Raw genomic sequence first — 22202 nt, 5'->3', positions numbered from 1 at the left:
ACGTGGTTTTTGCTTGCATAACAAGGGGTGAGCGGTGCCAGAGATAAATCTGTATGGGCAGACGGTGGGTGATGCCCTGCCGGACTGGAATGGCGCAGCCGCGCTGCCACGGAGTGTGCTTATTGGACAATATTGCCGTCTGGAGCCCCTGGATGCTGACCGCCATGCCGCCGATCTGTTTGATGCCTACGCGCAGGCACCTGACGAACGTGACTGGACCTGGCTTGCCAGCACGCGTCCTGCGAGCGTAGAGGAGGCCGTGCATTGGGTCACGGGCAAATCAACGGATGCCACTTTGGTTCCCTATGCGGTGATTGATTTACAATCCGGGCGCGCCGTGGGGTTAGTCTCATTTATGGCGATCGACCTTGTAAATGGCTCGGTCGAGATAGGCCATGTGACCTGGTCGCCACGAATGAAGAATACGGTACTGGGTACAGAAACCGTCTGGCTGTTGCTACGCCAGGCGTTTGCGCTGGGCTATCGCCGCGTGGAGTGGAAATGCGATTCTCTGAACGTCGCATCCCGCCGTGCGGCGGAGCGTTTAGGGTTTATCCATGAAGGGCGCTTTCGCCAGAAAATGGTGCGTAAGGGGCGCAACCGCGACAGCGACTGGCTATCAATGATTGACGATGAGTGGCCACAGTGTGACGCTGTTTTGCAGCGTTGGCTGGCTGTCGACAACTTTGATGAAAACGGGCGACAACGCCGATCGCTGGCGGCGTTTCAACCGGCATAGTGCGTTTTCCCTGACCACTCAGACAGAAAAGGCTGGCGAGCATGATGGCGGGGCCGGGCATAGGGTAATGATGTTTTCTTCACGCCGAAACCAGCTAACGTTAACGCTCAGCCCGGCGAGGCTTTGCGAAAATGACGGCGTGATTTGCAAGGTGATCTGCGTCGTGGTGAGAGCGATAACGTTGGCGCTGGAGAAGCCCGGAAGGTGCGTCAAGTGCGCTGAAAATGCCTTATACAGACTCTCTTTGGCGCTGAAGGCTAGGGTTAAGGCAAGCGGAAAGGGGAGTGACGCGAGAAGCAAAACCTGTCGCTCAGTGTTGTCTATTATGCTGTCAGCAAGCTCAGCTGCGACCTGCGGCGAAAAAATAGCTTCAATGTCCAGTCCGACGGGGTAGCGTGAGACGACAGCCAGTGCCGTTGTTGCGCTATGGCTGATACTACCAAAGAGTCCATGTGGCCACAGCGGTTGTCGCTGCTCGCCGATGCCGGGCACCGTTTTGATACCGTATTCACGCAAAGCATGTATTGCGGCGATACGTCCTGCCAGATGTTCTGCTTTACGTTTACGTGCACCAGCGGTTAGCTGGGCATGGTGAGGGAGCCAGAGCAGATCGTGTTCGTGAAAGCTGTTGGGATCAAACCCGACAATATGCAGCGTGTGGTCAGCGAAAGGGAATGATGTGTGTGTTGTACGCATGATTTTGTATCGTTTCCCTCTCCCCACCGGGAGGAGAGGGAACAACGCTATCAGAAGTGGGTATTCACGCTCATGAACCACGTACGACCCGGTTCGTTATAGGTGTACGCGCCAGCGCCCGCCATATAGTCGCCAGTTTTGATATCACTGGTTGTTTGGGCATTGCCTTCACGCCACAGACGTTTGTCGAAGACGTTATCCACGCCGCCGGTCAGGCTGACGTTTTTGGTCACATCCCAGGTTGCGCTCAGGCCGACGATGCTGTACGGGCTCACTTCCTGGGCAGAACTGCCGGTCACCGGTTTACCCTGGTAATCATATTTCTTCGGCTGTTGTTTGCCGTACCAGGTAAAGGTGGATTGCAGTGACAAATCTTCACGCGCCTGCCAGCTCAGCGTTGAGTTCAGCGTGTATTCAGGAATAATCGACAAGCGTTCGCCGGTCTCTTTATTCTTACTTTGCAGCATGTAAGTGATGTTGTTGGTCCAGGTAACGGTTTCGCTAACCGGTACGTTCAACGTCCCTTCCAGGCCTTCCACCACCGCTTTAGGTACGTTTTCCCACTGATAGATATCGGTGTAGGTTGTTGTTTCTTTACCCGTAGTCGGGTTTTTCTGGGTAATTGACGTTCTGCTTAGCGGTACAGTCCCCGCTTCGATCTTGTTACGGTAATCGTTGCGGAACCAGGTGACGCCGGCCAGCCAACCGTCACGTTTGAACTCCAGACCAATCTCTTTGTTGATACTGGTTTCGGCCTTCAGGTCATCATTGCCCATCATATAGCAACCAATGCCCGTCGCAGAACCGGTGGCATAGCAGCCCTGGCCTTTGCTGTACAGAATATAGTTCGGGTTAGTCTGGTACAGGCTAGGTGCTTTATAGGCCCGTGCGATACCCATTTTCAGCGTAAAGTCGTCGCCCAGACCTTGGGACAGGTTCAGGGATGGGCTCCAGTTGTCACCAACGACGCTGTGGTGGTCGAAGCGCAGACCCGGCGTCAACATGGTGCTGTCGGTCAGCTCCATGTTATTTTCTGCAAACAGGGAGAAAATTTCAGCCTGTGAATACGGGCTACGATCGGTGCTGCTGGCACCAGGTATGTTCCCGCCCATAAAGGTCTGGGTATTGGAACTCATGTCTTTCATACGCTGCTGGTTCCATTCGGTACCGAGCGTCAGGTTCTGGTTAACCAACAGGTCGAATGGAATGCTAATTTCGCTGTGCAGGGTGACATCCGCCAGGTCAGTGTCGGTAAATTGATTACTGTTAAATAACCCTTCAAGGCCACCTGCCAGACCTTCACCCAAACGGGAGTTACGGGTGTGTTCGTATTGCGCCCAGTTGCTGGTGGTAATGCCGTTGTCCCAGCCGCCGTTCCACGTCAGCGCATAGTTCTGGCGGTACATACGGTTGGTTTCTTTACCGTAGTATTTTTTTACCAGCCCGTTAGTTTTGTTATCGTTGTTGGTATTTTGAGTGTCACCCGCATACAGGTTGCCCTGGCGGCTGTAGCCGGCTTCAAACTCCAGCGATTGCATTGGGGCAAAATCCCAACGCAGCAGGCCGTTGATATCTTTGTTTTTTACACCTTCACGACCCGCAGGCATCGTATCGGCATATGACCCTGTACGTGCTGACTGGTGACCGTCGTTAATGTCCCAGGCATCGGCCTGAGTTTTGTCGAGGTTACCGTTCAGGCGGAAGCTGAAATCCCCACCCAGCGGGCCATTCAGGCTAAAGTTGGTGCGTTTGGTCGAGCCTTCTTCTTTGTGTTCTGGGGCGTTGAAATAGGTATTCCAGGAGCCATGCCACTCATCGCCACCTTTTTTGGTGATGATATTCACCACACCACCTGCCGCGCCGTTGCCGTAGCGTGCCGCTGCTGGGCCGCGCAGGACTTCAATGCGTTCAATCATTTCTGGAGCAACCCAGCTGGTATCACCGCGGGTATCACGCTCACCACGCCACCCCTGGCGCACAGAGTTGCGACTGGTTACCGGCTTGCCGTCGATCAGAATCAGGGTGTTTTCTGGGCCCATACCGCGAATATCGATCTGACGGTTGTTGCCGCGCTGTCCGCTGGTTGAGTTACCGGTCAGGTTCACACCAGGCATGGTACGGATGATTTCCGAGACGTCGCGAGCCGGAGGATTCTTACGGATCTCATCTGCGGTGATGGTTGAAACGCCCGGAGCCTGCAGGTTCTGCTGAGCGGCGGTGACGACGATGGTGTCTTCATGAGAGACGGCGGCGCTATCGGTTTTATCTTCTGCCATCGCGGGCAGTGCTACCCCGTAAATCCCTAAATTGACCAATAAGGCCAGTGAATGAATCTTGTTGTTCATTGTATGTCCTGCTTTCTTTTAGCCACGAGTACCCGTGTGCCGTTTTGGGCACCAGGCCTGATGTCGCCCGCATCTGCGTAAACCCTCCGTTCCAGAAAAAGTACGCAGCGCCAGGTCGGTTTATAAGTGGTGAAAAACTGTGCGCGCTTCCCACAGCGCGTCAATACGCTATTGCAAATGCAAATAGTTATCAATAATATTATCAATATATTTCACGCTCAGATATAAAATTTCACAATAAACATGGGGTTATGACGGTGACGGCGTTAATGATGGGAAGCGAGGCGTGGTGGCAGTCTAAAAATGGCCCGGAATGGGAGCGTGAAGACAACGGCGATTACCGTGTAACGTTCTGGTGGCGCGACCCACAGGGAAGCGAAAAAGAGTCAGCCATTCGCCGGGTGTGGGTCTACATCACGGGCGTTACCGATCATCATCAAAATGCCGTACCCCAGTCGATGCGACGTATTGATGGTACGAATGTTTGGTGCTGGAGTATTTCCCTGAGCGCTAACTGGCGCGGCAGTTACTGTTTTATCCCCTCCGATCGAAACGATATTTTTGCCTCACTGGCAGCGGGTGAAACGCCCGATCGCACTGTGCTACGCGAAGGCTGGCGACAACTGTTGCCACAGGCTATTGCGGACCCTCTCAATACTCAAAGCTGGAAAGGGGGCCGGGGGCATGCGGTGTCCGCCCTGGAGATGCCAGATGCTCCCGTACAGCCGGGATGGGATCGCCCTGAAAATCCCGACTCGCCCGCCGTATGCCTGCAATGGCACAGTGACCGGTTGGGTAATACGCGCCGGGTGTGGGTTTTCACCACCGGTGAAGCCAACCCGGAAGAACGTCCCCTGGCTATTCTGCTGGACGGACAGTTTTGGGCACTCAGTATGCCGGTCTGGCCGGCACTGACCTCACTCACTCATCGTGGCCAGCTTCCTCCCGCGGTATATCTCCTGATTGATGCCATTGACACGCCGCATCGCAGCCATGAATTGCCGTGTAACCCTGATTTTTGGCTGGCAGTTCAGCAGGAATTATTGCCGCGGGTGAAGACCACGACGCCATTTAGCGACGACCCGCAGCGTACGGTGGTTGCCGGGCAAAGTTTTGGCGGCTTGGCTTCGCTGTATGCCGGACTGAACTGGCCGGATCGGTTTGGCTGCGTACTCAGTCAGTCCGGATCTTATTGGTGGCCGCATCGCGGTGGTCATCAGGATGGCGTGATTATTGAACAACTGAAGGCCGGAACGCTAAGCGTTCAGGGTCTACGTATTGTGCTGGAAGCCGGGACCCGCGAGCCGATTATTTTTCGTGCTAATCAGGCGCTATTCGCCCAATTTCCCTCTGCACCACAGTCTATTTTCTGGCGTCAGGTTGAGGGTGGACATGATGCGCTTTGCTGGCGCGGCGGCTTAATGCAAGGGCTGATGACGCTCTGGCAACCGCTCACCGACACGCTTTAACCGGACGATGTTCCACGACAGGAGTTGAGTATGGAATTCAGTAACCCCTTCGATAACCCGCAGGGACAGTTTTACATTCTGCAAAACCCACAACGTCAATTCAGCCTCTGGCCTCAGCAGTGCTCACTTCCTGCTGGCTGGACGGTTGCGTGCGAACCGCAGTCGCAGGAAGTCTGCCAGCAATGGCTGGATGCGAACTGGACCACGCTGACGCCAGCGAACTACGTCGATGTACAGGAGGCGCAATGACTCAGCGCTTACCCTTAGTTGCGGCCCAGCCAGGGATCTGGATGGCAGAAAAACTCTCCACATTGCCCTCGGCATGGAGCGTTGCACACTATGTCGAATTAACCGGTGAACTGAATGCGCCACTGCTGGCACAGGCGGTCGTGGCCGGTCTGGAGCATGCGGATACCCTGCGGATGCAGTTCACTGAGGATAACGGTGAAATCTGGCAATGGGTTGATCCTACGCTCACCTTTGCTGAACCTGACATTCTCGATTTACGCGATGAATCCAGTCCGCACGAAGCGGCACGTGCGTTGATGCGGGCGGATCTGCAACAGGATCTGCGCGTTGACGGCGGCAAGCCGCTGGTCTTCCATCTGCTCATTCAGGTGGGAGATAAACGCTGGTATTGGTATCAGCGCTATCATCACTTATTGGTTGATGGCTTTAGTTTCCCGGCTATTACCCGCCAGATTGCTGCAATTTACACAGCGTGGCTGCGCGGTGAATCCACGCCAGCCTCGCCATTTACGCCGTTTGCCGAGGTCGTGGAAGAGTATCAACAGTATCGTCAAAGCGATGCCTGGCAACGTGATAGCGCATTCTGGGCTGAGCAACGCCAACAACTGCCGCCGCCGGCTTCATTATCGAACAAACCGCTGCCGGGACGCTCAGCCAGCGCGGATATTATTCGCATGAAGTTAACGGCGCCTGAAGGTTCATTCCGCCAGCTTGCGTCGCGTATGCCAGAGGTTCAGCGTGCGGATCTGGCGCTGGCGCTGGTTGCATTGTGGCTCGGTCGTTTATGCAGCCGAATGGACTATGCCGCCGGGTTTATCTTTATGCGCCGCATGGGCTCAGCGGCGCTTACCGCTACCGGACCGGTGTTAAATGTCCTGCCCTTTGGCGTGAGACTTGATGCAGCAGAAAGTCTCCCTGCGCTTGCGCAACGGCTGGCCGGCCAGATGAAGAAAATGCGCCGACACCAGCGCTATGATGCCGAACAAATTGTCCGTGACAGCGGGCGTGCGGCCGGGGCTGAACCGCTGTTTGGCCCGGTGCTGAACGTGAAGATCTTTGACTATCAGTTGAATATTCCTGGCGTGCAGGCACAAACCCATACGCTGGCGACGGGGCCGGTTAACGATCTGGAACTGGCGCTGTTCCCGGATGAAAACGGTGGGCTGAGCATTGAAATTCTGGCGAATAAGCAGCGATATGACGCCGCTACGTTGGCACAGCATGCTTCGCGTTTAACGGCGCTTATCGCGCAATTTGCCGCAAATCCGGCGCTACGCTGCGGGGATGCGGAGATGCTGCTGGCGTCCGAGCACGAACAGCTGGCGACGATTAACAATACGGCAGTGACGATCCCTTCCACTACATTGAGTGCGCTGGTGGCTGGGCAAGCCAGCAAAACACCGGATGCGCTGGCGCTGGCCGATGCCCGCTATCAGTTTAGCTATCGCGAAATGCGTCAGCAGGTGGTGGCACTGGCAAAACTGCTGCGCGAACGCGGTGTGCGCCCGGGGGACAGCGTGGCGGTTGCCTTACCGCGCTCCGTTTTCCTGACGCTGGCGCTGCACGGTATCGTCGAAGCGGGGGCCGCCTGGTTACCGCTGGATACCGGATATCCGGACGATCGCCTGCGGATGATGCTGGAAGACGCTAAACCTACGTTGCTTATCACCACTGATGAACAACGGGTTCGTTTTAGCGGCATCCCTGGGCTGGAAAGCCTGTGCTACACCGCGCCATTGCCAGAACAAGATGACACACCATTAGCATTATCACGACCAAATCATACGGCCTATATTATCTTCACCTCAGGATCGACAGGCAGACCCAAAGGGGTGATGGTGGGGCAAACCGCCATCGTTAACCGCCTGCTATGGATGCAGAATCACTATCCGCTGACGGCCGACGATGTGGTGGCGCAAAAAACGCCATGCAGTTTTGATGTTTCGGTCTGGGAATTTTTCTGGCCCTTCATTGCCGGTGCAAAACTGGTGATGGCTGAACCAGAGGCACATCGTGACCCGCTGGCGATGCAACAGTTCTTCGCGACGTTTGGGGTGACGACAACGCACTTTGTACCGTCGATGCTGGCGGCGTTTGTGACCTCACTGACGCCCGAAACGGCGCGGGAAAGCTGCTCCACGTTGAAACAGGTGTTTTGTAGCGGAGAAGCGCTGCCGGCAGCGTTGTGCCGTGAATGGGAGCAACTGACCCACGCGCCGCTGCACAATTTGTATGGGCCAACCGAGGCGGCGGTAGATGTCAGCTGGTATCCAGCCTGGGGTGAGGAACTCGCTGCCGTGACCGGCAACAGCGTACCCATCGGCTATCCGGTCTGGAATACCGGTTTGCGGATCCTCGATGCCATGATGCGTCCAGTGCCCATTGGTGTCGCCGGTGACCTGTACCTGACGGGGCTCCAACTGGCGCAGGGATATCTCGGCCGACCAGATCTGACGGCGAGCCGTTTTATTGCCGATCCCTTTAACCCTGGCGAACGTATGTACCGTACCGGAGACGTGGCGCGCTGGCTGGAAAATGGGGCGGTGGAATATCTTGGGCGCAGTGATGACCAGCTAAAAATCCGTGGGCAGCGTATTGAACTGGGCGAGATTGATCGGGTGATGCAGCAGTTGCCAGATGTTGAGCATGCTGTTGCCCATGCCTGCGTATTCAATCAGGCGGTAGCGACAGGCGGCGATGCGCGCCAGTTAGTGGGCTATCTGGTGTCACAATCGGGCTTACCGCTGGATATTCCGGCATTGCGCGAGAGTCTGCGCGCAACCCTGCCTGCACATATGGTTCCGACAGTGCTGCTGCAACTGGCGGAGCTCCCGCTCAGCGCCAACGGCAAGCTGGATCGTAAAGCGTTACCGATGCCACAACTGACGTCACGCCAGGAAGGGCGGGCGCCGCGAGCAGGGACTGAAACCACGATTGCTCAGGCGTTCACGGCCTTACTGGGCTGTGAGGTCAATGATGTTGAAGCGGATTTCTTTGCGCTTGGCGGGCATTCTCTGCTGGCGATGAAGCTGGCGGCACAATTGAGCCGCACTTTTGAGCGCCAGGTAACGCCTGGGCAGATTATGGTGGCCTCGACCGTCGAACAGCTCAGCGCATTGCTGGATAGCAACGATGACGAGCAGTCACAACGGCTGGGATTTGAAACGCTGCTGCCGTTGCGTGAAAGCGATGGCCCTGTGCTGTTCTGCTTTCATCCGGCATCGGGTTTCGCCTGGCAGTTTAGCGTGTTATCACGCTACCTTCCTCCACAGTGGTCGATTATGGGTATCCAGTCACCGCGACCGGATGGCCCGATGCAGACAGCAGAAAATCTGGATGCGGTGTGCGAACAGCACCTGGCAACGTTACTTCGCCAGCAACCTCATGGACCTTATTATCTGATTGGGTACTCGTTGGGCGGTACGCTGGCGCAGGGCATTGCTGCCCGATTACACGCGCGCGGAGAAACGGTCGCGTTTCTTGGCCTGCTGGATACCTGGCCGCCGGAAACGCAAAATTGGTCGGAAAAAGAGGCCAATGGACTCGACCCGGAAGTGTTGGCGGAAATTGATCGTGAGCGGGAGGCGTTTCTGACGGCTCAGCAGGGCAATGCGTCCGACGCATTGTTTAGCGCCATCGAAGGTAACTACGCCGATGCGGTTCGACTGCTGAGTACGGCACATAGCGTACCGTTTGCGGGACACGCGACGCTGTTTGTTGCTGAACGCACGTTACCGCCGGGAGTCAGCCCGGAACGCAGTTGGTCGCCGTGGATTTCCAGTCTGGATGTTTATCGCCAGGACTGCGCGCACGTCGATATCATTACGCCGATGGCTTTCGAGAAGATTGGGCCAGTCATGCGTGACGTGCTCAAAGATATCCAATAAATGGACTCGCCACCTCTGCGGAGGTGGCGCGATTTACCTGTTTGCTGTACGTCCTAGCGGGACCACTAACGGCGTTCCGGCAACCGGATCGTCGATAATCATACACCGCAGCCCATAGATTTTTTCAATGAGCTCTGCCGTGACAATCTCTTTCGGCGCACCCTCGGCAACGATCTTTCCATCACGAAGTGCAATCAGATGGGTGGCATAGCGACATGCCTGATTCAGGTCGTGCAGAACGGCGGCCAGCGTGTAACCTTTCTCCCGGTTTAACTCACTCAGCAGCTCCAGCAGATCAATCTGATGGCTGATATCCAGCCAGGTGGTCGGTTCGTCGAGCAGCATAATCGACGTTTCTTGTGCCAGCACCATCGCTATCCACGCGCGTTGGCGTTGACCGCCGGAGAGGGTATCCACACTTTGCGCCGCCAGATGCGTGATTCCCGTGGCCTGCATCGCATGGGTTACCGCGGTTTCATCTTCTTTACGCCAGCGGGTAAATAAAGGTTGATGTGGATAACGCCCACGAGCAACCAACTCCTGCACGGTAATATCGCCCGGCGTGGTGGCATTTTGCGCCAGCAGGCCAATTCTGCGAGCGACCTCTTTGCTGGGGTAATGTTGAATATGTTCACCATCGAGCCAGACGTTGCCGTGCGCGGGCGTCATCAGACGACTCAATGTACGCAGCAGCGTGGACTTTCCACAACCGTTGGGTCCAATAATGGCCGTGAAGTGACCATCGGGGATCGAGACATTAAGGTTTTCCGCCACGGTAAATTTGCCATAACCCAGCGTTAACTGGTCGCCACGCAAACGGGCTACTGATTCGGTCATTTTTTGCGGGACTCCTGAATTAACAAGACGATAAGGTAAATACCGCCGAGGCTTACGGTGACAACGCCAACCGGAAGCTGATAAGGCATAAAGAGCTGCTGAGCGCATAAATCGGCCATCAGCAGTAACAGGGCGCCGCACAGCGCCGACTGCGTTAATCCCCAACGTGCCGTGCCGCTAAGCCGACGCGCGATATGTGGGGCAACCAGGGCAATAAACGAGATAGGGCCTGCCAGCGCGGTAGCCGCAGCGGTCAACACCACGGCGACCAGCATCATCATCAGACGTGAGCGTTCAACGCTGACGCCGAGTGCACAGGCGCTGTCATCACCCATTTCCAGTAAACGCAGGCGGCGAACCAACAGCGCGGCGCACCCCAGCATCACGATAATCAGCGGCGCAGAAGGCCAGGTCTTCGCCCAGGTCAGACCGTTGAGCGATCCGGCGTTCCACAGCCCGGCGGTCAGCGCGGTTTCTAAGGATGCCTTCAGCAGCAGCCAGGTGTTGAAGGCCACCAGCATAGCGCGAATGCCGATCCCGATGATGATCAGTCGGAAGGTGTCGATGCCGTTGCGCCAGGCCAGTGCCCAGACCACCAGCGAAGTCAGGACTCCGCCGAGCATGGCCGCCAGCGCGATGGCGGTAAGATGCTGACCAAACAGCACCATTGCGACCAGTACGCCGCTCCAGGCACCGGTATTGAAACCCATCACGTCCGGGCTACCCAGCGGGTTGCGCATCAATGACTGGAATATCGCGCCGCTAACGCCCAGCGCCGCGCCAATCAGCAGCGCCATCAACACGCGTGGTAATCGCCACTCGGTCACCACCAGCGTAATGCTACGCGGTGCATCGCCGAGCAGGGCGGCAATAATTTGCTGGGTCTCGAGCATAACGGCACCGCTGCGCAGGCTCCACAATCCAACGGCCAGGCAACCGACGACCAGCAGCAGACAACTGATAATCAGGCGACGGGAGAGATGCATCATGCGCCACCTCCGCGCGGTTTGCGGCGTACCAGGAAGATGAGAACCGGCGCACCGATAAACGCGCTGACGACCGAGACGCGCAGTTCGCCAGGCACAATCAGACGACCGATGATATCGGCAATCAGCAGCAGAGAAGGGGTGGCCAGCAGAGTGACGGGCAGCGACCAGCGATGATCTGCGCCCACCAGCCAGCGTGCCATATGCGGCATCATCAGGCCGATAAAGGCGATAGGACCGACGATGGCGGTCGCACTTCCGCACAGTACGGTAATCACCAACAGGCCGATAAACTGGGTACGCGCAACTTTGCTGCCCAACGCCGTTGCGGTGTCGCTTCCCAGACTGAGGCTATTCAGAGCACGGCTAAGAAACAGCGCGACAGCACCGGCAATCAGGACCGGGATCAGCACGACTTTCAGCGTCTGCAGGCTGCGGATATCCAGTGAACCGGCTTGCCAGAAACGCAACTGGTCGTAGACATCCGGGTTGAGCAGGGCGATGCCGGTGGATAATCCTTCCAGAACAGCACCCAGCGCAACACCGGCCAATGTCAGGCGTACCGGGCTGAGCTGTCCGCCGCCCTGACTACCGGTAAAAGCCACAATCAGTGAGGCTGCGAGAGCCCCGGAAAAAGCCATTAGCAGTTGTTCTTGCGGGGAGGAAAAGCCAAACAGCGACGCGCCTAAAACAATCGCGAAGCTGGCCCCGGAATTGACGCCAAGAATACCCGGATCGGCCAGCGGGTTACGGGTGAGCGTTTGCATCAGCGCACCCGCCAGGCCCAGCGCACCCCCTGCGAGGAGCCCTGCCAGCGTACGCGGGAGTCGCGCGTCCAGCACGATGGTGCAATCGGCGCTTTGACAACTGCCGGTGAGTGCATCAAATACCACGGAGGCGGGCAGCGACTTTGCGCCAATAACCAGACTTAATGCCGTGGTGAGAACAAGGAGTAACAACAGTCCGGGCACGGCGAAGGCACGTGTCGCGGAAACAGAGCATGACATATCAACTTCCCTGATAATGATAGTAATTATCGTTATCGATCTTATTTGGATATGTTAGCATGTGCAGCCATTGAATGGATATTGAAAAGTACCTGGTAAGGCTCTGTAATGAATCGACAATCCTGGCTGCTTAATCTCAGCCTGTTAAAGACCCATCCTGCATTTCGCGCTGTTTTCCTCGCCCGTTTTATTTCCATTGTCTCTCTGGGGCTATTGGGGGTTGCGGTCCCGGTACAGATCCAGATGATGACCCAGTCGACCTGGCAGGTGGGTTTGTCGGTTACGCTGACTGGGAGCGCCATGTTTATTGGTCTGATGGTGGGTGGCGTACTGGCCGATCGCTATGAGCGCAAAAAGGTGATCCTGCTGGCCCGCGGAACCTGTGGTATCGGTTTTATTGGCCTGTGCCTGAACGCGCTGCTGCCCGAACCGTCGTTGCTGGCTATCTATGTTCTGGGTTTATGGGATGGATTTTTTGCCTCGCTGGGTGTCACTGCGCTGCTGGCGGCGACACCTGCGCTGGTCGGGCGTGAAAATCTGATGCAAGCCGGGGCGATTACCATGCTGACGGTGCGTCTGGGATCGGTGATTTCGCCAATGCTTGGTGGGGTGCTGCTGGCGACCGGAGGCGTGGTCTGGAACTACGGCCTGGCGGCGGCGGGTACATTCATTACCTTGCTCCCATTGCTGAGCCTTCCCGCGTTGCCGCCTCCGCCACAACCGCGTGAACATCCGTTGACATCGCTGGTGGCGGCGTTCCGTTTTCTGTTCGCCAGCCCGCTGATTGGCGGCATTGCGCTGCTTGGTGGTCTGTTGACCATGGCGAGCGCGGTACGTGTATTGTACCCGGCACTGGCGATTAACTGGCAGATGTCGAGCGCTCAGATTGGGTTACTGTATGCGGCTATTCCCCTGGGCGCGGCCATCGGGGCTTTAACCAGCGGGCAACTGGCACACAGCGTGCGTCCTGGTCTGATTATGCTGGCATCAACCGTGGCCTCTTTCCTGGCTATCGGCCTGTTCGGCTTGATGCCGGTCTGGGAGCTGGGCGTTGTTTGTCTGGCGCTGTTCGGCTGGCTGAGTGCGGTCAGTTCTTTGTTGCAGTACACCCTGTTGCAGACGCAGACGCCGGAAGCGATGCTCGGGCGAATTAACGGTTTGTGGACCGCGCAGAACGTAACCGGTGATGCGATTGGCGCGGCGCTGTTAGGGGGGCTGGGGGCGATGATGACGCCTGCGGCCTCGGCAAGCGTCAGTGGGTTTGGGTTGGTGATTGTCGGTCTGTTGCTGCTGCTGTTGTTAAGCGAGCTTCGTCGTTTCCGACAGATACCTGTGAATGCCTGATAGCGGTGTGCGCTACGGTTTGTAAGCCGGATAAGGCGTTAGCTGCATCCGGCGATAGCCATTAAAAGAGCGCCGACAGGCGTTGCAGCAATAGCGTCGCGCTGTAGTAATCCAGGCGGAAGGTTTCCGTGCCCAGCGCATAAACGCGTTTGTTTTGCACAGCAGGCAGATGTGCCAGCAGTGGATTAGCGTAAATCGCCTCGGCATCTTTGCTGTCGCCTGCAAACAGGAACAGCGCTTCACCGTTCAGGCCAGCCGCCAGATTCTCACCGCCAAGCTGGATAATGTCGTGACGTTTACCCTGGCTCTGGCTGGTATGTAGTCCGGCAGGTAGCGGCGCCAGCGTGAAACCGAGCTGTTCCATCAGCTTGCCTTGCGCGGACTCCGGCGTCCACAGGTTGGCGCTGTGCGCGGCTGCGGTATACACCAGCGCGCTGACCGGCTGTGGCGGCAGGGTGATACGTTGCTTTACCGCGAGCAGTTGCTTATCAAACTCAGCAATACGCGCCGCTGCCTGTTGCTCCTGCCCGGTGATTTCGCCTAATTGTGTCAGCAGTGACTGCCAGCTTTTGTCGTCGTAATTAATGATAAGCGTCGGGGCTATGGTGGACAGTTGATCGTACAGCGCAAGCGCGGAATCTCCCCCGGTGGCGCTGACCAGAATCAGGTCCGGCATTTGTGCTGCAACGGCTTCGGCGCTCGGCTCGCCAATATACAGGCGGCTTAGTTTGCGTGCTTTGGCGACGTCGCTCCACTGGCGTAAAAAGCCCTGAGCGTCACCGATACGGTTATTCGGTGTCGTGGCACCGCTGGCAATGATGGGCGCATCAATAGCGAGCAGAGAACCGGTGAGCGTGACGCTGGTGGACACAATGCGCAGTGGCTTATGTTCCAGCGTGTGCGTGCCGCGGCTGTCGGTAACCTGGCGCGGCCAGTCAGCGGCATGGCTTAAAGAAATTCCTGAAATAGCGAGTCCAACCAGTAACAGCGCAGTGCGGTAAAACGCGGAAAATCTCACAAATAAGCTTCCTGTTATCAATGTAGTTAATGCTTCTCATTTTCATTGTTACGCGTCAGGGATGCAAGCCTAAGTCGCACATTGTGTTACCACAAGAGTTGACATACCGACGCTTTGCTTTTAGGTTAGCGACCGAAAATATAAATGATAATCATTATTAGAGCCTTTATCATTTTATGGAGGATGATATGGACACGTCACTGGCCGAGGAAAAAACGCAGACTATGGCAACTCTCGCTCCCGACAGTTTTTTCTTTATGTCGCCGTATCGTAGTTTTACGACGTCAGGATGCTTCGCCCGCTATGCGGAACCGGCAATTGATGGTGATTCACCAGACAGCCCTTTCCAACAGAAAATGCATGCACTGTTTGCGCAGGCCAAATCGCAGGGCATCGCAAACCCCATTATGGTCGGGGCCATTCCCTTTGACACCCGCCAGCCCTCGTCACTGTTTATTCCCCAATCATGGCAAAGCTTCTCGCGCACGGCAAAGCAGCAATCAGCACGTTACTTTACGGCCCATCAGTCGCTGAATGTCGTTGAGCGTAAGTCGATTCCTGAGCAGGACTTTTTCGAAGATATGGTCGCCAGAGCAGCGGCGCTGACGGCAACCCCGGAAGTCGACAAAGTGGTGCTGTCTCGCCTGATTGATGTGACCGCCGACGCCAATATCGACACTGGTGCGCTGCTGGAGCGGCTGATCGCGCAAAACCCGGCAAGCTACAACTTCCATGTGCCCATCGACGATGGCGGTGTACTGATCGGCGCCAGCCCGGAATTGCTGTTACGCAAAGAAGGCGACCATTTCAGTTCGCTGCCGCTGGCGGGATCTGCGCGTCGCCAACCGGACGATGTTCTGGACCGGGAGGCGGGGATCCGTCTGTTAGCTTCCGAGAAGGATCGCCATGAACACGAGCTGGTCACCCAGGCGATGAAAGCGGTTCTGCGCAATCGCAGCAGTGAGCTGCAACTTCCTTCGTCTCCGCAACTGGTCACCACGCCCACACTCTGGCATCTCGGTACCCCGTTTGAAGGTAAAGCCAATGCCCAGGAAAACGCGCTGACGCTGGCATGTCTGCTGCATCCAACACCGGCGCTAAGTGGCTTCCCGCATCAGGTTGCTCAGAAACTGATTGCCGAACTGGAGCCGTTCGATCGCGAACTTTTCGGTGGCATTGTTGGCTGGTGTGATTCGCAGGGCAACGGCGAATGGGTGGTGACGATCCGCTGTGCGAAACTGCTGCGTAATCAGGTACGTTTCTTCGCCGGAGCCGGCATTGTGCCCGCCTCGTCACCGATTGCGGAGTGGCGTGAAACGGGTGCCAAGCTATCCACCATGTTGAATGTTTTTGGACTGCATTAAGCGCCTGGTCTACCAGGCTATTCAGGCCTTATCGACAGGCTCTAAGGAGCAATAATGAGTATTCCTTTCACCCGTTGGCCGGAAGAGTTTGCCCGCCGCTACCGTGAAAAAGGCTACTGGCAGGATTTGCCACTGACCGACATTCTGACCCGCCATGCCGATAGCGACCATACGGCGGTGATTGACGGGGAACGCCATCTTAGCTACCGCCAGTTAAACCAGGCGACGGACAATCTTGCCTGTAGTCTGCGTCGCCAGGGGATCAGACCCGGCGAGACCGCACTGGTGCAGTTAGGTAACGTGGCTGAGCTGTATATCACTTTCTTTGCGCTGCTCAAACTGGGCGTAGCCCCCGTATTGGCACTGTTTAGCCATCAGCGTAACGAACTTAACGCCTACGCAGCGCAAATCAAACCGGTGTTACTGATTGCCGATCGCCAGCATGCGTTATTCAGTGGCGACGATTTTCTGAATACCTTTGTTGCCGAACACAATTCAGTGCGCGTGGTTCAGTTGCTCAATGATGACGGCGAACACAATCTGCAAGCGGCAATAAGCCAACCCGCAACGGCGTTTACCGCGACACCATCACCGGCTGATGAAGTGGCTTACTTCCAGCTTTCCGGCGGCACGACCGGGACGCCAAAGCTGATTCCACGCACCCACAATGATTACTACTACAGCGTGCGCCGTAGTAACGAGATTTGCCATTTTACCACTGAGACCCGCTATTTATGCGCGATCCCGGCCGCACACAACTACGCCATGAGTTCGCCTGGCGCGCTGGGCGTTTTCCTCGCGGGTGGAACCGTGGTGCTGGCGGCAGACCCGAGCGCGACGTTGTGCTTTCCGTTGATTGAACAGCATCAGGTAAACGTGACGGCGTTGGTACCGCCAGCGGTGAGTCTGTGGCTGCAGGCAATTCAGGAGTGGGGCAGTAACGCACAACTGGCTTCGCTGAAACTGTTGCAGGTGGGAGGCGCACGGCTTTCGGCTTCGCTTGCCGCTCGCATTCCGGCAGAGATTGGCTGCCAGTTGCAGCAGGTCTTCGGTATGGCGGAAGGGCTGGTGAACTATACCCGTCTGGATGACAGCCCGGAGCGCATTATCAATACCCAGGGCCGTCCGATGTGCCCTGACGATGAGGTCTGGGTGGCTGATGCTGACGGGAATCCTTTACCTCAGGGCGCGACGGGACGCCTGATGACGCGCGGTCCGTACACCTTCCGCGGTTACTTCAATAGCCCTGAGCATAACGCCAGCGCGTTTGATGCTAACGGATTCTATTGCTCTGGCGATCTGATCGCTATCGATCGGGATGGTTACATCACGGTGCAGGGACGAGAGAAAGATCAGATCAACCGTGGCGGAGAGAAGATCGCTGCAGAAGAGATTGAAAACCTGTTGTTGCGGCACCCAATGGTGATCCATGCCGCATTGGTCAGTATGGACGATGAGCTGATGGGCGAGAAAAGCTGCGCCTGCCTGGTGGTTAAAGAGCCGCTGCGTGCAGTACAGGTCCGTCGTTTTCTGCGCGAACAGGGCGTGGCGGAATTCAAATTGCCGGACCGTGTCGAGTGCGTTGAGTCATTGCCGCTGACCCCGGTCGGCAAAGTGGATAAAAAACAATTACGTCAGTGGCTGGCATCACGTTCACCGGCCTGAAGGAGAAGAAGAAATGGCAATTCCTAAACTGCAGGCTTATGCGCTGCCAACGGCGCTTGATGTTCCGGCAAATAAAGTTGACTGGGCATTTGAACCAGAACGCGCCGCGCTGCTAATCCACGACATGCAGGACTATTTTATCGGCTTTTGGGGCGAGAACTGCCCGATGATGGAACAGGTCGTGGCCAACATCGCCGCGCTACGTCAGTACTGTAAAACGCATAATATTCCGGTCTATTACACTGCGCAGCCGAAAGAACAAAGCGATGAAGACCGTGCGTTGTTGAACGACATGTGGGGACCGGGCCTGACGCGCTCGCCGGAACAGCAAAAAATCGTCGCTGCGCTGGCGCCGGATGAAGCGGATACCATTCTGGTTAAATGGCGTTACAGCGCGTTTCATCGTTCACCGCTGGAGCAGATGCTAAGAGACACCGGGCGTAACCAGCTTATCATCACCGGCGTGTATGCGCATATTGGCTGCATGACCACCGCGACTGATGCCTTCATGCGTGATATTAAGCCGTTTATGGTCGCTGATGCGTTGGCAGATTTTAGCCGTGATGAACACCTGATGTCGCTGAAATACGTGGCGGGGCGTTCCGGTCGCGTGGTGATGACTCAGGAGTTACTGCCGACACCTGTTCCGGACAGCAAAGATGCGCTGCGCGGCGTGATTCTGCCGCTGCTCGATGAGTCTGAAGAGCCAATGGATGACGAAAACTTGATCGATTACGGTCTGGACTCAGTACGTATGATGGCGCTGGCGGCCCGTTGGCGGAAAGTGCATGGCGATATCGACTTTGTGATGCTGGCGAAAAACCCAACGATTGACGCCTGGTGGAAACTGCTCTCCCGCGAGGTGACGTCATGACCGGTTTTGATTTCACCGGTAAAACGGTCTGGGTTACCGGGGCGGGAAAAGGGATTGGTTACACCACGGCACTGGCGTTTGTTGACGCGGGTGCGCGGGTTACCGGCTTCGATCTGGCGTTTGACGGTGAAGAATATCCGTTTGCCACTGAGGTAATGAACGTGGCGGATGCACCGCAGGTGGCGCAGGTGTGCGAGCGCTTGCTGGCGAACACCGAGCGGCTGGACGTGCTGGTCAATGCCGCCGGGATTTTGCGTATGGGGCCAACCGATGCGCTGAGCGTTGAGGACTGGCAGCAGACCTTCGCCGTTAACGTGGGCGGTGCGTTCAACCTGTTTCAGCAGACGATGGCGCAGTTTCGTCGTCAGCAGGGGGGGGCGATTGTCACTGTCGCATCCGATGCTGCGCACACGCCGCGAATCGGTATGAGTGCATATGGGGCATCAAAAGCCGCACTGAAAAGTCTTGCACTGACGGTCGGGCTGGAGCTGGCGGGTAGCGGAGTACGCTGTAATGTGGTTTCGCCAGGCTCGACCGACACTGACATGCAGCGCACGCTGTGGGTGAGTGATGACGCGGAACAGCAGCGTATTCGCGGGTTTGGCGAGCAGTATAAGCTTGGTATACCGCTGGGGAAAATCGCCCGTCCCCAGGAAATCGCCAACACTGTCTTATTCCTCGCCTCCGATCTGGCCAGCCATATTACGTTGCAGGACATTGTGGTCGATGGCGGTTCGACACTGGGAGCATGACGGTGATCTGGAAACGACATTTAACGCTTGATGAACTGAATGCCACCAGCCAGAACACGCTGGTGGCGCATTTAGACATTGTCTATACCCGACTGGGAGACGATGTGCTGGAAGCCGAAATGCCGGTGGATAGCCGCACGCATCAGCCGTTTGGCCTGTTACACGGTGGGGCGTCAGCGGCGCTGGCCGAAACGTTGGGGTCAATGGCGGGTTATCTGATGACCCGTGACGGGCAGTGCGTGGTGGGAACCGAGTTGAACGCCACGCATCACCGCGCGGTATCGCAGGGGAAAGTGCGCGGCGTGTGCCAGCCGTTGCATCTTGGGCGACAGAATCAAAGTTGGGAAATCGTCATCTTTGATGAGCAGGGGCGGCGCTGCTGCACCTGCCGTTTAGGCACGGCGGTGATGGGGTGAAGTCACCCGGCAAAGTAAAATGAAATTGCAGGGTTAACAGGTAAATGAAGTGATCTAGTTAACAATGCAATGTAAATACTCAGTGATACTTCGGGTTTGCATGGTTGTCAGGTTGTTAAATCCAGAAAAGGTGTTATAGAAACAAAATGTAACATCTCTCTGGATCAGACAACGGATAACAACTATGAACAAATCAGGGAAGTACCTCGTCTGGACATTGCTCTCCGTGATAGGAGCATTTGCCCTCGGCTATATTGCGTTAAACCGTGGTGAGCAGATCAACGCGTTGTGGATAGTCGTCGCGTCGGTCTGTGTCTACCTTATCGCTTACCGTTTCTATGGCCTGTACATCGCGAAAAATGTGCTGGCGCTGGACCCGACGCGTATGACGCCAGCCGTGCGCCATAACGACGGGCTCGATTACGTTCCTACCGATAAAAAAGTACTGTTTGGCCACCATTTTGCAGCAATTGCCGGAGCGGGTCCGTTAGTTGGACCGGTGCTGGCAGCGCAAATGGGCTATCTGCCCGGGATGATCTGGCTGCTCGCCGGGGTAGTGCTGGCCGGCGCGGTGCAGGACTTTATGGTGCTGTTTGTGTCTACCCGTCGCGATGGTCGTTCCCTTGGCGAACTGGTGAAAGAAGAGATGGGCCCTACAGCCGGTGTGATTGCGCTGGTGGCCTGTTTTATGATCATGGTGATTATCCTTGCCGTGTTGGCAATGATCGTCGTGAAAGCGCTGACGCACAGCCCGTGGGGAACCTATACCGTCGCATTCACCATCCCGCTGGCGATCTTTATGGGGATTTACCTGCGCTATCTGCGTCCGGGGCGTATTGGCGAAGTGTCAGTCATCGGTCTGGTGTTCCTGGTATTTGCCATTATTTCCGGCGGCTGGGTTGCGGAAAGCCCGACCTGGGCACCGTATTTTGACTTTACCGGTGTACAGCTGACGTGGATGCTGGTGGGCTACGGTTTCGTGGCTGCCGTGTTGCCGGTATGGCTGCTGCTGGCGCCGCGAGACTACCTCTCGACCTTCCTGAAGATTGGTACCATTGTCGGTCTGGCGGTGGGTATTCTGATCATGCGTCCCACGCTGACGATGCCTGCGTTGACCAAATTCGTTGACGGTACCGGTCCGGTTTGGACGGGTAACCTGTTCCCGTTCCTGTTTATTACCATTGCCTGTGGTGCGGTATCTGGCTTCCACGCGCTGATTGCCTCCGGTACCACGCCGAAGATGCTGGCGAATGAAGGGCAGGCCTGTTTTATCGGCTACGGCGGGATGCTGATGGAGTCCTTTGTCGCCATAATGGCGCTGGTCTCCGCATGTATCATCGATCCGGGCGTGTATTTTGCGATGAACAGCCCGATGGCGGTGCTGGCCCCTGCGGGTACGGTGGATGTGGTCGCCTCTGCGGCGCAGGTCGTTAGCAGTTGGGGCTTTGCGATTACCCCGGACACCTTGCACCAAATTGCCAATGAAGTGGGTGAGCAATCCATTATTTCCCGCGCAGGCGGAGCGCCGACGCTGGCCGTGGGGATGGCTTACATTCTGCACGGTGCGCTGGGCGGCATGATGGATGTGGCGTTCTGGTATCACTTCGCCATTCTGTTTGAAGCTCTGTTCATCCTGACGGCGGTTGATGCGGGTACCCGTGCCGCACGCTTTATGTTGCAGGATCTGCTGGGCGTTGTGTCTCCGAGCCTGAAACGGACCGACTCGCTTCCGGCAAACCTGCTGGCAACCGCGTTGTGCGTACTGGCCTGGGGTTACTTCCTGCACCAGGGCGTGGTTGATCCGTTAGGCGGTATTAACACCCTGTGGCCGCTGTTTGGTATCGCCAACCAGATGCTGGCCGGTATGGCGTTGATGTTGTGTGCGGTCGTCCTGTTCAAGATGAAACGTCAGCGCTACGCATGGGTAGCGCTGGTGCCAACCGCCTGGCTGCTGATTTGTACGCTGACCGCGGGCTGGCAGAAAGCGTTTAGTCCGGATGCGAAAATCGGCTTCCTGGCTATCGCTAACAAGTTCCAGGCGATGATCGACAGCGGTAACATTCCGGCACAGTACACTCAGTCGCAGCTGACGCAACTGGTATTTAACAACCGTCTTGATGCTGGCTTGACCATCTTCTTCATGGTGGTCGTGGTAGTACTGGGTCTGTTCTCCATTAAAACTGCGCTGGCCGCGTTGAAAGAGGACAAACCAACGTCGAAAGAAACACCGTACGAACCGATGCCCGAGAATGTTGAAGAGATTGTGGCGCAGGCGAAAGGCGCGCACTAATATTCTCTTAACGAAAAGCCCTCTCCTTAATGGGGAGGGCGTTTGTACGACAGGGACTCACTATGTTTGAAACACTCGCTAAAGCTGGGAAGTATTTAGGGCAAACTGCCCGATTGATGATTGGTGTGCCGGATTATGACAACTATGTTGAGCATATGCGTGTTACGCACCCGGACCAGGTGCCGATGACTTATGAAGAATTTTTCCGCGAGCGCCAGGATGCGCGCTATGGGGGGAAAGGCGGCGCGAAGTGCTGTTGAATTT

Annotated in this window: 18 protein-coding genes; 12 read left to right on the top strand and 6 right to left on the bottom strand. The window is 56.4% G+C overall.

From position 1 onward, the window contains the following. Window positions 1-34: 34 nt before the first annotated feature. Complete coding sequence (locus HV261_RS19435) at window positions 35-739, top strand: GNAT family N-acetyltransferase (RefSeq protein ID WP_202039196.1); 705 nt, start codon at window positions 35-37, stop codon at window positions 737-739. 18 nt (window positions 740-757) lie between these two features. Here the strand turns inward: HV261_RS19435 and entD are convergent, their stop codons facing one another. Both entD and HV261_RS19425 read right to left on the bottom strand, forming a co-directional pair. Further along, the gene (gene entD / locus HV261_RS19430) at window positions 758-1435 is read right to left on the bottom strand and encodes an enterobactin synthase subunit EntD (RefSeq protein WP_202039195.1); all 678 of its coding nucleotides are present in this window, start codon (window positions 1433-1435) and stop codon (window positions 758-760) included. A 50-nt stretch (window positions 1436-1485) separates the two neighbouring features. Beyond that, a complete protein-coding gene (locus HV261_RS19425) occupies window positions 1486-3780 on the bottom strand; it encodes a TonB-dependent siderophore receptor (protein WP_202039194.1) in 2295 nt (764 codons plus the stop codon). 251 nt (window positions 3781-4031) lie between these two features. Here HV261_RS19425 and fes point away from each other — a divergent pair, with 251 nt between their 5' ends. The 3 genes from fes to entF are packed head-to-tail and all read left to right on the top strand — an operon-like array spanning window position 4032 to window position 9385. Then, window positions 4032-5249 carry an enterochelin esterase gene (fes, locus tag HV261_RS19420; protein ID WP_202039193.1) on the top strand — a complete coding sequence of 406 codons (1218 nt, stop codon included), beginning with the start codon at window positions 4032-4034 and terminating at the stop codon, window positions 5247-5249. A gap of 30 nt (window positions 5250-5279) precedes the next feature. After that, window positions 5280-5498 carry an MbtH family protein gene (locus HV261_RS19415; protein ID WP_137379192.1) on the top strand — a complete coding sequence of 73 codons (219 nt, stop codon included), beginning with the start codon at window positions 5280-5282 and terminating at the stop codon, window positions 5496-5498. Beyond that, window positions 5495-9385 (top strand): enterobactin non-ribosomal peptide synthetase EntF, encoded by a 3891-nt coding sequence (entF, locus tag HV261_RS19410; protein WP_202039192.1) that lies wholly within the window; start codon window positions 5495-5497, stop codon window positions 9383-9385. The genes HV261_RS19415 and entF overlap by 4 nt, the downstream gene beginning before the upstream one ends. 33 nt (window positions 9386-9418) lie before the next feature. On the opposite strand, the gene fepC is transcribed toward entF, so the two are convergent. The 3 genes from fepC to fepD are packed head-to-tail and all read right to left on the bottom strand — an operon-like array spanning window position 9419 to window position 12215. Further along, window positions 9419-10222: an iron-enterobactin ABC transporter ATP-binding protein gene (gene fepC, locus HV261_RS19405; RefSeq protein ID WP_202039191.1), complete on the bottom strand. Its 804-nt coding sequence runs from the start codon at window positions 10220-10222 to the stop codon at window positions 9419-9421. Beyond that, window positions 10219-11211 carry an iron-enterobactin ABC transporter permease gene (gene fepG / locus HV261_RS19400; protein WP_202039190.1) on the bottom strand — a complete coding sequence of 331 codons (993 nt, stop codon included), beginning with the start codon at window positions 11209-11211 and terminating at the stop codon, window positions 10219-10221. Before fepG ends, fepC begins: the two co-directional genes overlap by 4 nt. Next, window positions 11208-12215, bottom strand: coding sequence for a Fe(3+)-siderophore ABC transporter permease (fepD, locus tag HV261_RS19395; RefSeq protein ID WP_202039189.1), 1008 nt, complete (start codon window positions 12213-12215; stop codon window positions 11208-11210). The genes fepG and fepD overlap by 4 nt, the downstream gene beginning before the upstream one ends. Before the next feature lie 108 nt (window positions 12216-12323). Here fepD and entS point away from each other — a divergent pair, with 108 nt between their 5' ends. Then, complete coding sequence (entS, locus tag HV261_RS19390) at window positions 12324-13559, top strand: enterobactin transporter EntS (RefSeq protein ID WP_202039188.1); 1236 nt, start codon at window positions 12324-12326, stop codon at window positions 13557-13559. A gap of 61 nt (window positions 13560-13620) precedes the next feature. On the opposite strand, the gene fepB is transcribed toward entS, so the two are convergent. Continuing rightward, on the bottom strand, window positions 13621-14577 hold the full coding sequence (gene fepB / locus HV261_RS19385) for a Fe2+-enterobactin ABC transporter substrate-binding protein (protein WP_137384540.1): 957 nt from the start codon (window positions 14575-14577) through the stop codon (window positions 13621-13623). Window positions 14578-14765: 188 nt separating this feature from the next. Here fepB and entC point away from each other — a divergent pair, with 188 nt between their 5' ends. The 7 genes from entC to HV261_RS19350 all read left to right on the top strand — a co-directional run bounded on the left by entC (window position 14766) and on the right by HV261_RS19350 (window position 22198). Continuing rightward, window positions 14766-15941 carry an isochorismate synthase EntC gene (gene entC, locus HV261_RS19380; protein ID WP_202039187.1) on the top strand — a complete coding sequence of 392 codons (1176 nt, stop codon included), beginning with the start codon at window positions 14766-14768 and terminating at the stop codon, window positions 15939-15941. Between the two features lie 54 nt (window positions 15942-15995). Further along, a complete protein-coding gene (gene entE / locus HV261_RS19375) occupies window positions 15996-17606 on the top strand; it encodes a (2,3-dihydroxybenzoyl)adenylate synthase EntE (RefSeq protein ID WP_202039186.1) in 1611 nt (536 codons plus the stop codon). A gap of 13 nt (window positions 17607-17619) precedes the next feature. Further along, a complete protein-coding gene (locus tag HV261_RS19370) occupies window positions 17620-18480 on the top strand; it encodes an isochorismatase (protein ID WP_202039185.1) in 861 nt (286 codons plus the stop codon). Then, window positions 18477-19232: a 2,3-dihydro-2,3-dihydroxybenzoate dehydrogenase EntA gene (entA, locus tag HV261_RS19365; RefSeq protein WP_202039184.1), complete on the top strand. Its 756-nt coding sequence runs from the start codon at window positions 18477-18479 to the stop codon at window positions 19230-19232. Before HV261_RS19370 ends, entA begins: the two co-directional genes overlap by 4 nt. 2 nt (window positions 19233-19234) lie before the next feature. Then, window positions 19235-19648, top strand: coding sequence for a proofreading thioesterase EntH (entH, locus tag HV261_RS19360; RefSeq protein WP_137384535.1), 414 nt, complete (start codon window positions 19235-19237; stop codon window positions 19646-19648). A 184-nt stretch (window positions 19649-19832) separates the two neighbouring features. Then, window positions 19833-21938 (top strand): pyruvate/proton symporter CstA, encoded by a 2106-nt coding sequence (cstA, locus tag HV261_RS19355; RefSeq protein WP_202039183.1) that lies wholly within the window; start codon window positions 19833-19835, stop codon window positions 21936-21938. Between the two features lie 62 nt (window positions 21939-22000). After that, window positions 22001-22198 carry a YbdD/YjiX family protein gene (locus tag HV261_RS19350; protein ID WP_202039182.1) on the top strand — a complete coding sequence of 66 codons (198 nt, stop codon included), beginning with the start codon at window positions 22001-22003 and terminating at the stop codon, window positions 22196-22198. Window positions 22199-22202: the final 4 nt, after the last annotated feature.

This window comes from Citrobacter sp. RHBSTW-00671 (assembly GCF_014103415.1).
In the GTDB taxonomy this organism is placed as follows: Bacteria; Pseudomonadota; Gammaproteobacteria; order Enterobacterales; family Enterobacteriaceae; genus Citrobacter.
The sequence above is the reverse complement of the archived record's forward strand: the minus strand, read 5'-3'. Positions and strand labels throughout refer to the sequence as shown.

Coding starts and splice junctions, on each gene's coding strand:
- HV261_RS19425 (WP_202039194.1), bottom strand. CDS start 3,780: ATGAACAACAAGATTCATTCACTGGCCTTATTGGTCAATTTAGGGATT.
- HV261_RS19415 (WP_137379192.1), top strand. CDS start 5,280: ATGGAATTCAGTAACCCCTTCGATAACCCGCAGGGACAGTTTTACATT.
- entS (WP_202039188.1), top strand. CDS start 12,324: ATGAATCGACAATCCTGGCTGCTTAATCTCAGCCTGTTAAAGACCCAT.
- entE (WP_202039186.1), top strand. CDS start 15,996: ATGAGTATTCCTTTCACCCGTTGGCCGGAAGAGTTTGCCCGCCGCTAC.
- fepC (WP_202039191.1), bottom strand. CDS start 10,222: ATGACCGAATCAGTAGCCCGTTTGCGTGGCGACCAGTTAACGCTGGGT.
- entC (WP_202039187.1), top strand. CDS start 14,766: ATGGACACGTCACTGGCCGAGGAAAAAACGCAGACTATGGCAACTCTC.
- fes (WP_202039193.1), top strand. CDS start 4,032: ATGACGGTGACGGCGTTAATGATGGGAAGCGAGGCGTGGTGGCAGTCT.
- cstA (WP_202039183.1), top strand. CDS start 19,833: ATGAACAAATCAGGGAAGTACCTCGTCTGGACATTGCTCTCCGTGATA.
- entA (WP_202039184.1), top strand. CDS start 18,477: ATGACCGGTTTTGATTTCACCGGTAAAACGGTCTGGGTTACCGGGGCG.
- HV261_RS19370 (WP_202039185.1), top strand. CDS start 17,620: ATGGCAATTCCTAAACTGCAGGCTTATGCGCTGCCAACGGCGCTTGAT.
- entF (WP_202039192.1), top strand. CDS start 5,495: ATGACTCAGCGCTTACCCTTAGTTGCGGCCCAGCCAGGGATCTGGATG.
- entD (WP_202039195.1), bottom strand. CDS start 1,435: ATGCGTACAACACACACATCATTCCCTTTCGCTGACCACACGCTGCAT.
- HV261_RS19350 (WP_202039182.1), top strand. CDS start 22,001: ATGTTTGAAACACTCGCTAAAGCTGGGAAGTATTTAGGGCAAACTGCC.
- fepD (WP_202039189.1), bottom strand. CDS start 12,215: ATGTCATGCTCTGTTTCCGCGACACGTGCCTTCGCCGTGCCCGGACTG.
- fepG (WP_202039190.1), bottom strand. CDS start 11,211: ATGATGCATCTCTCCCGTCGCCTGATTATCAGTTGTCTGCTGCTGGTC.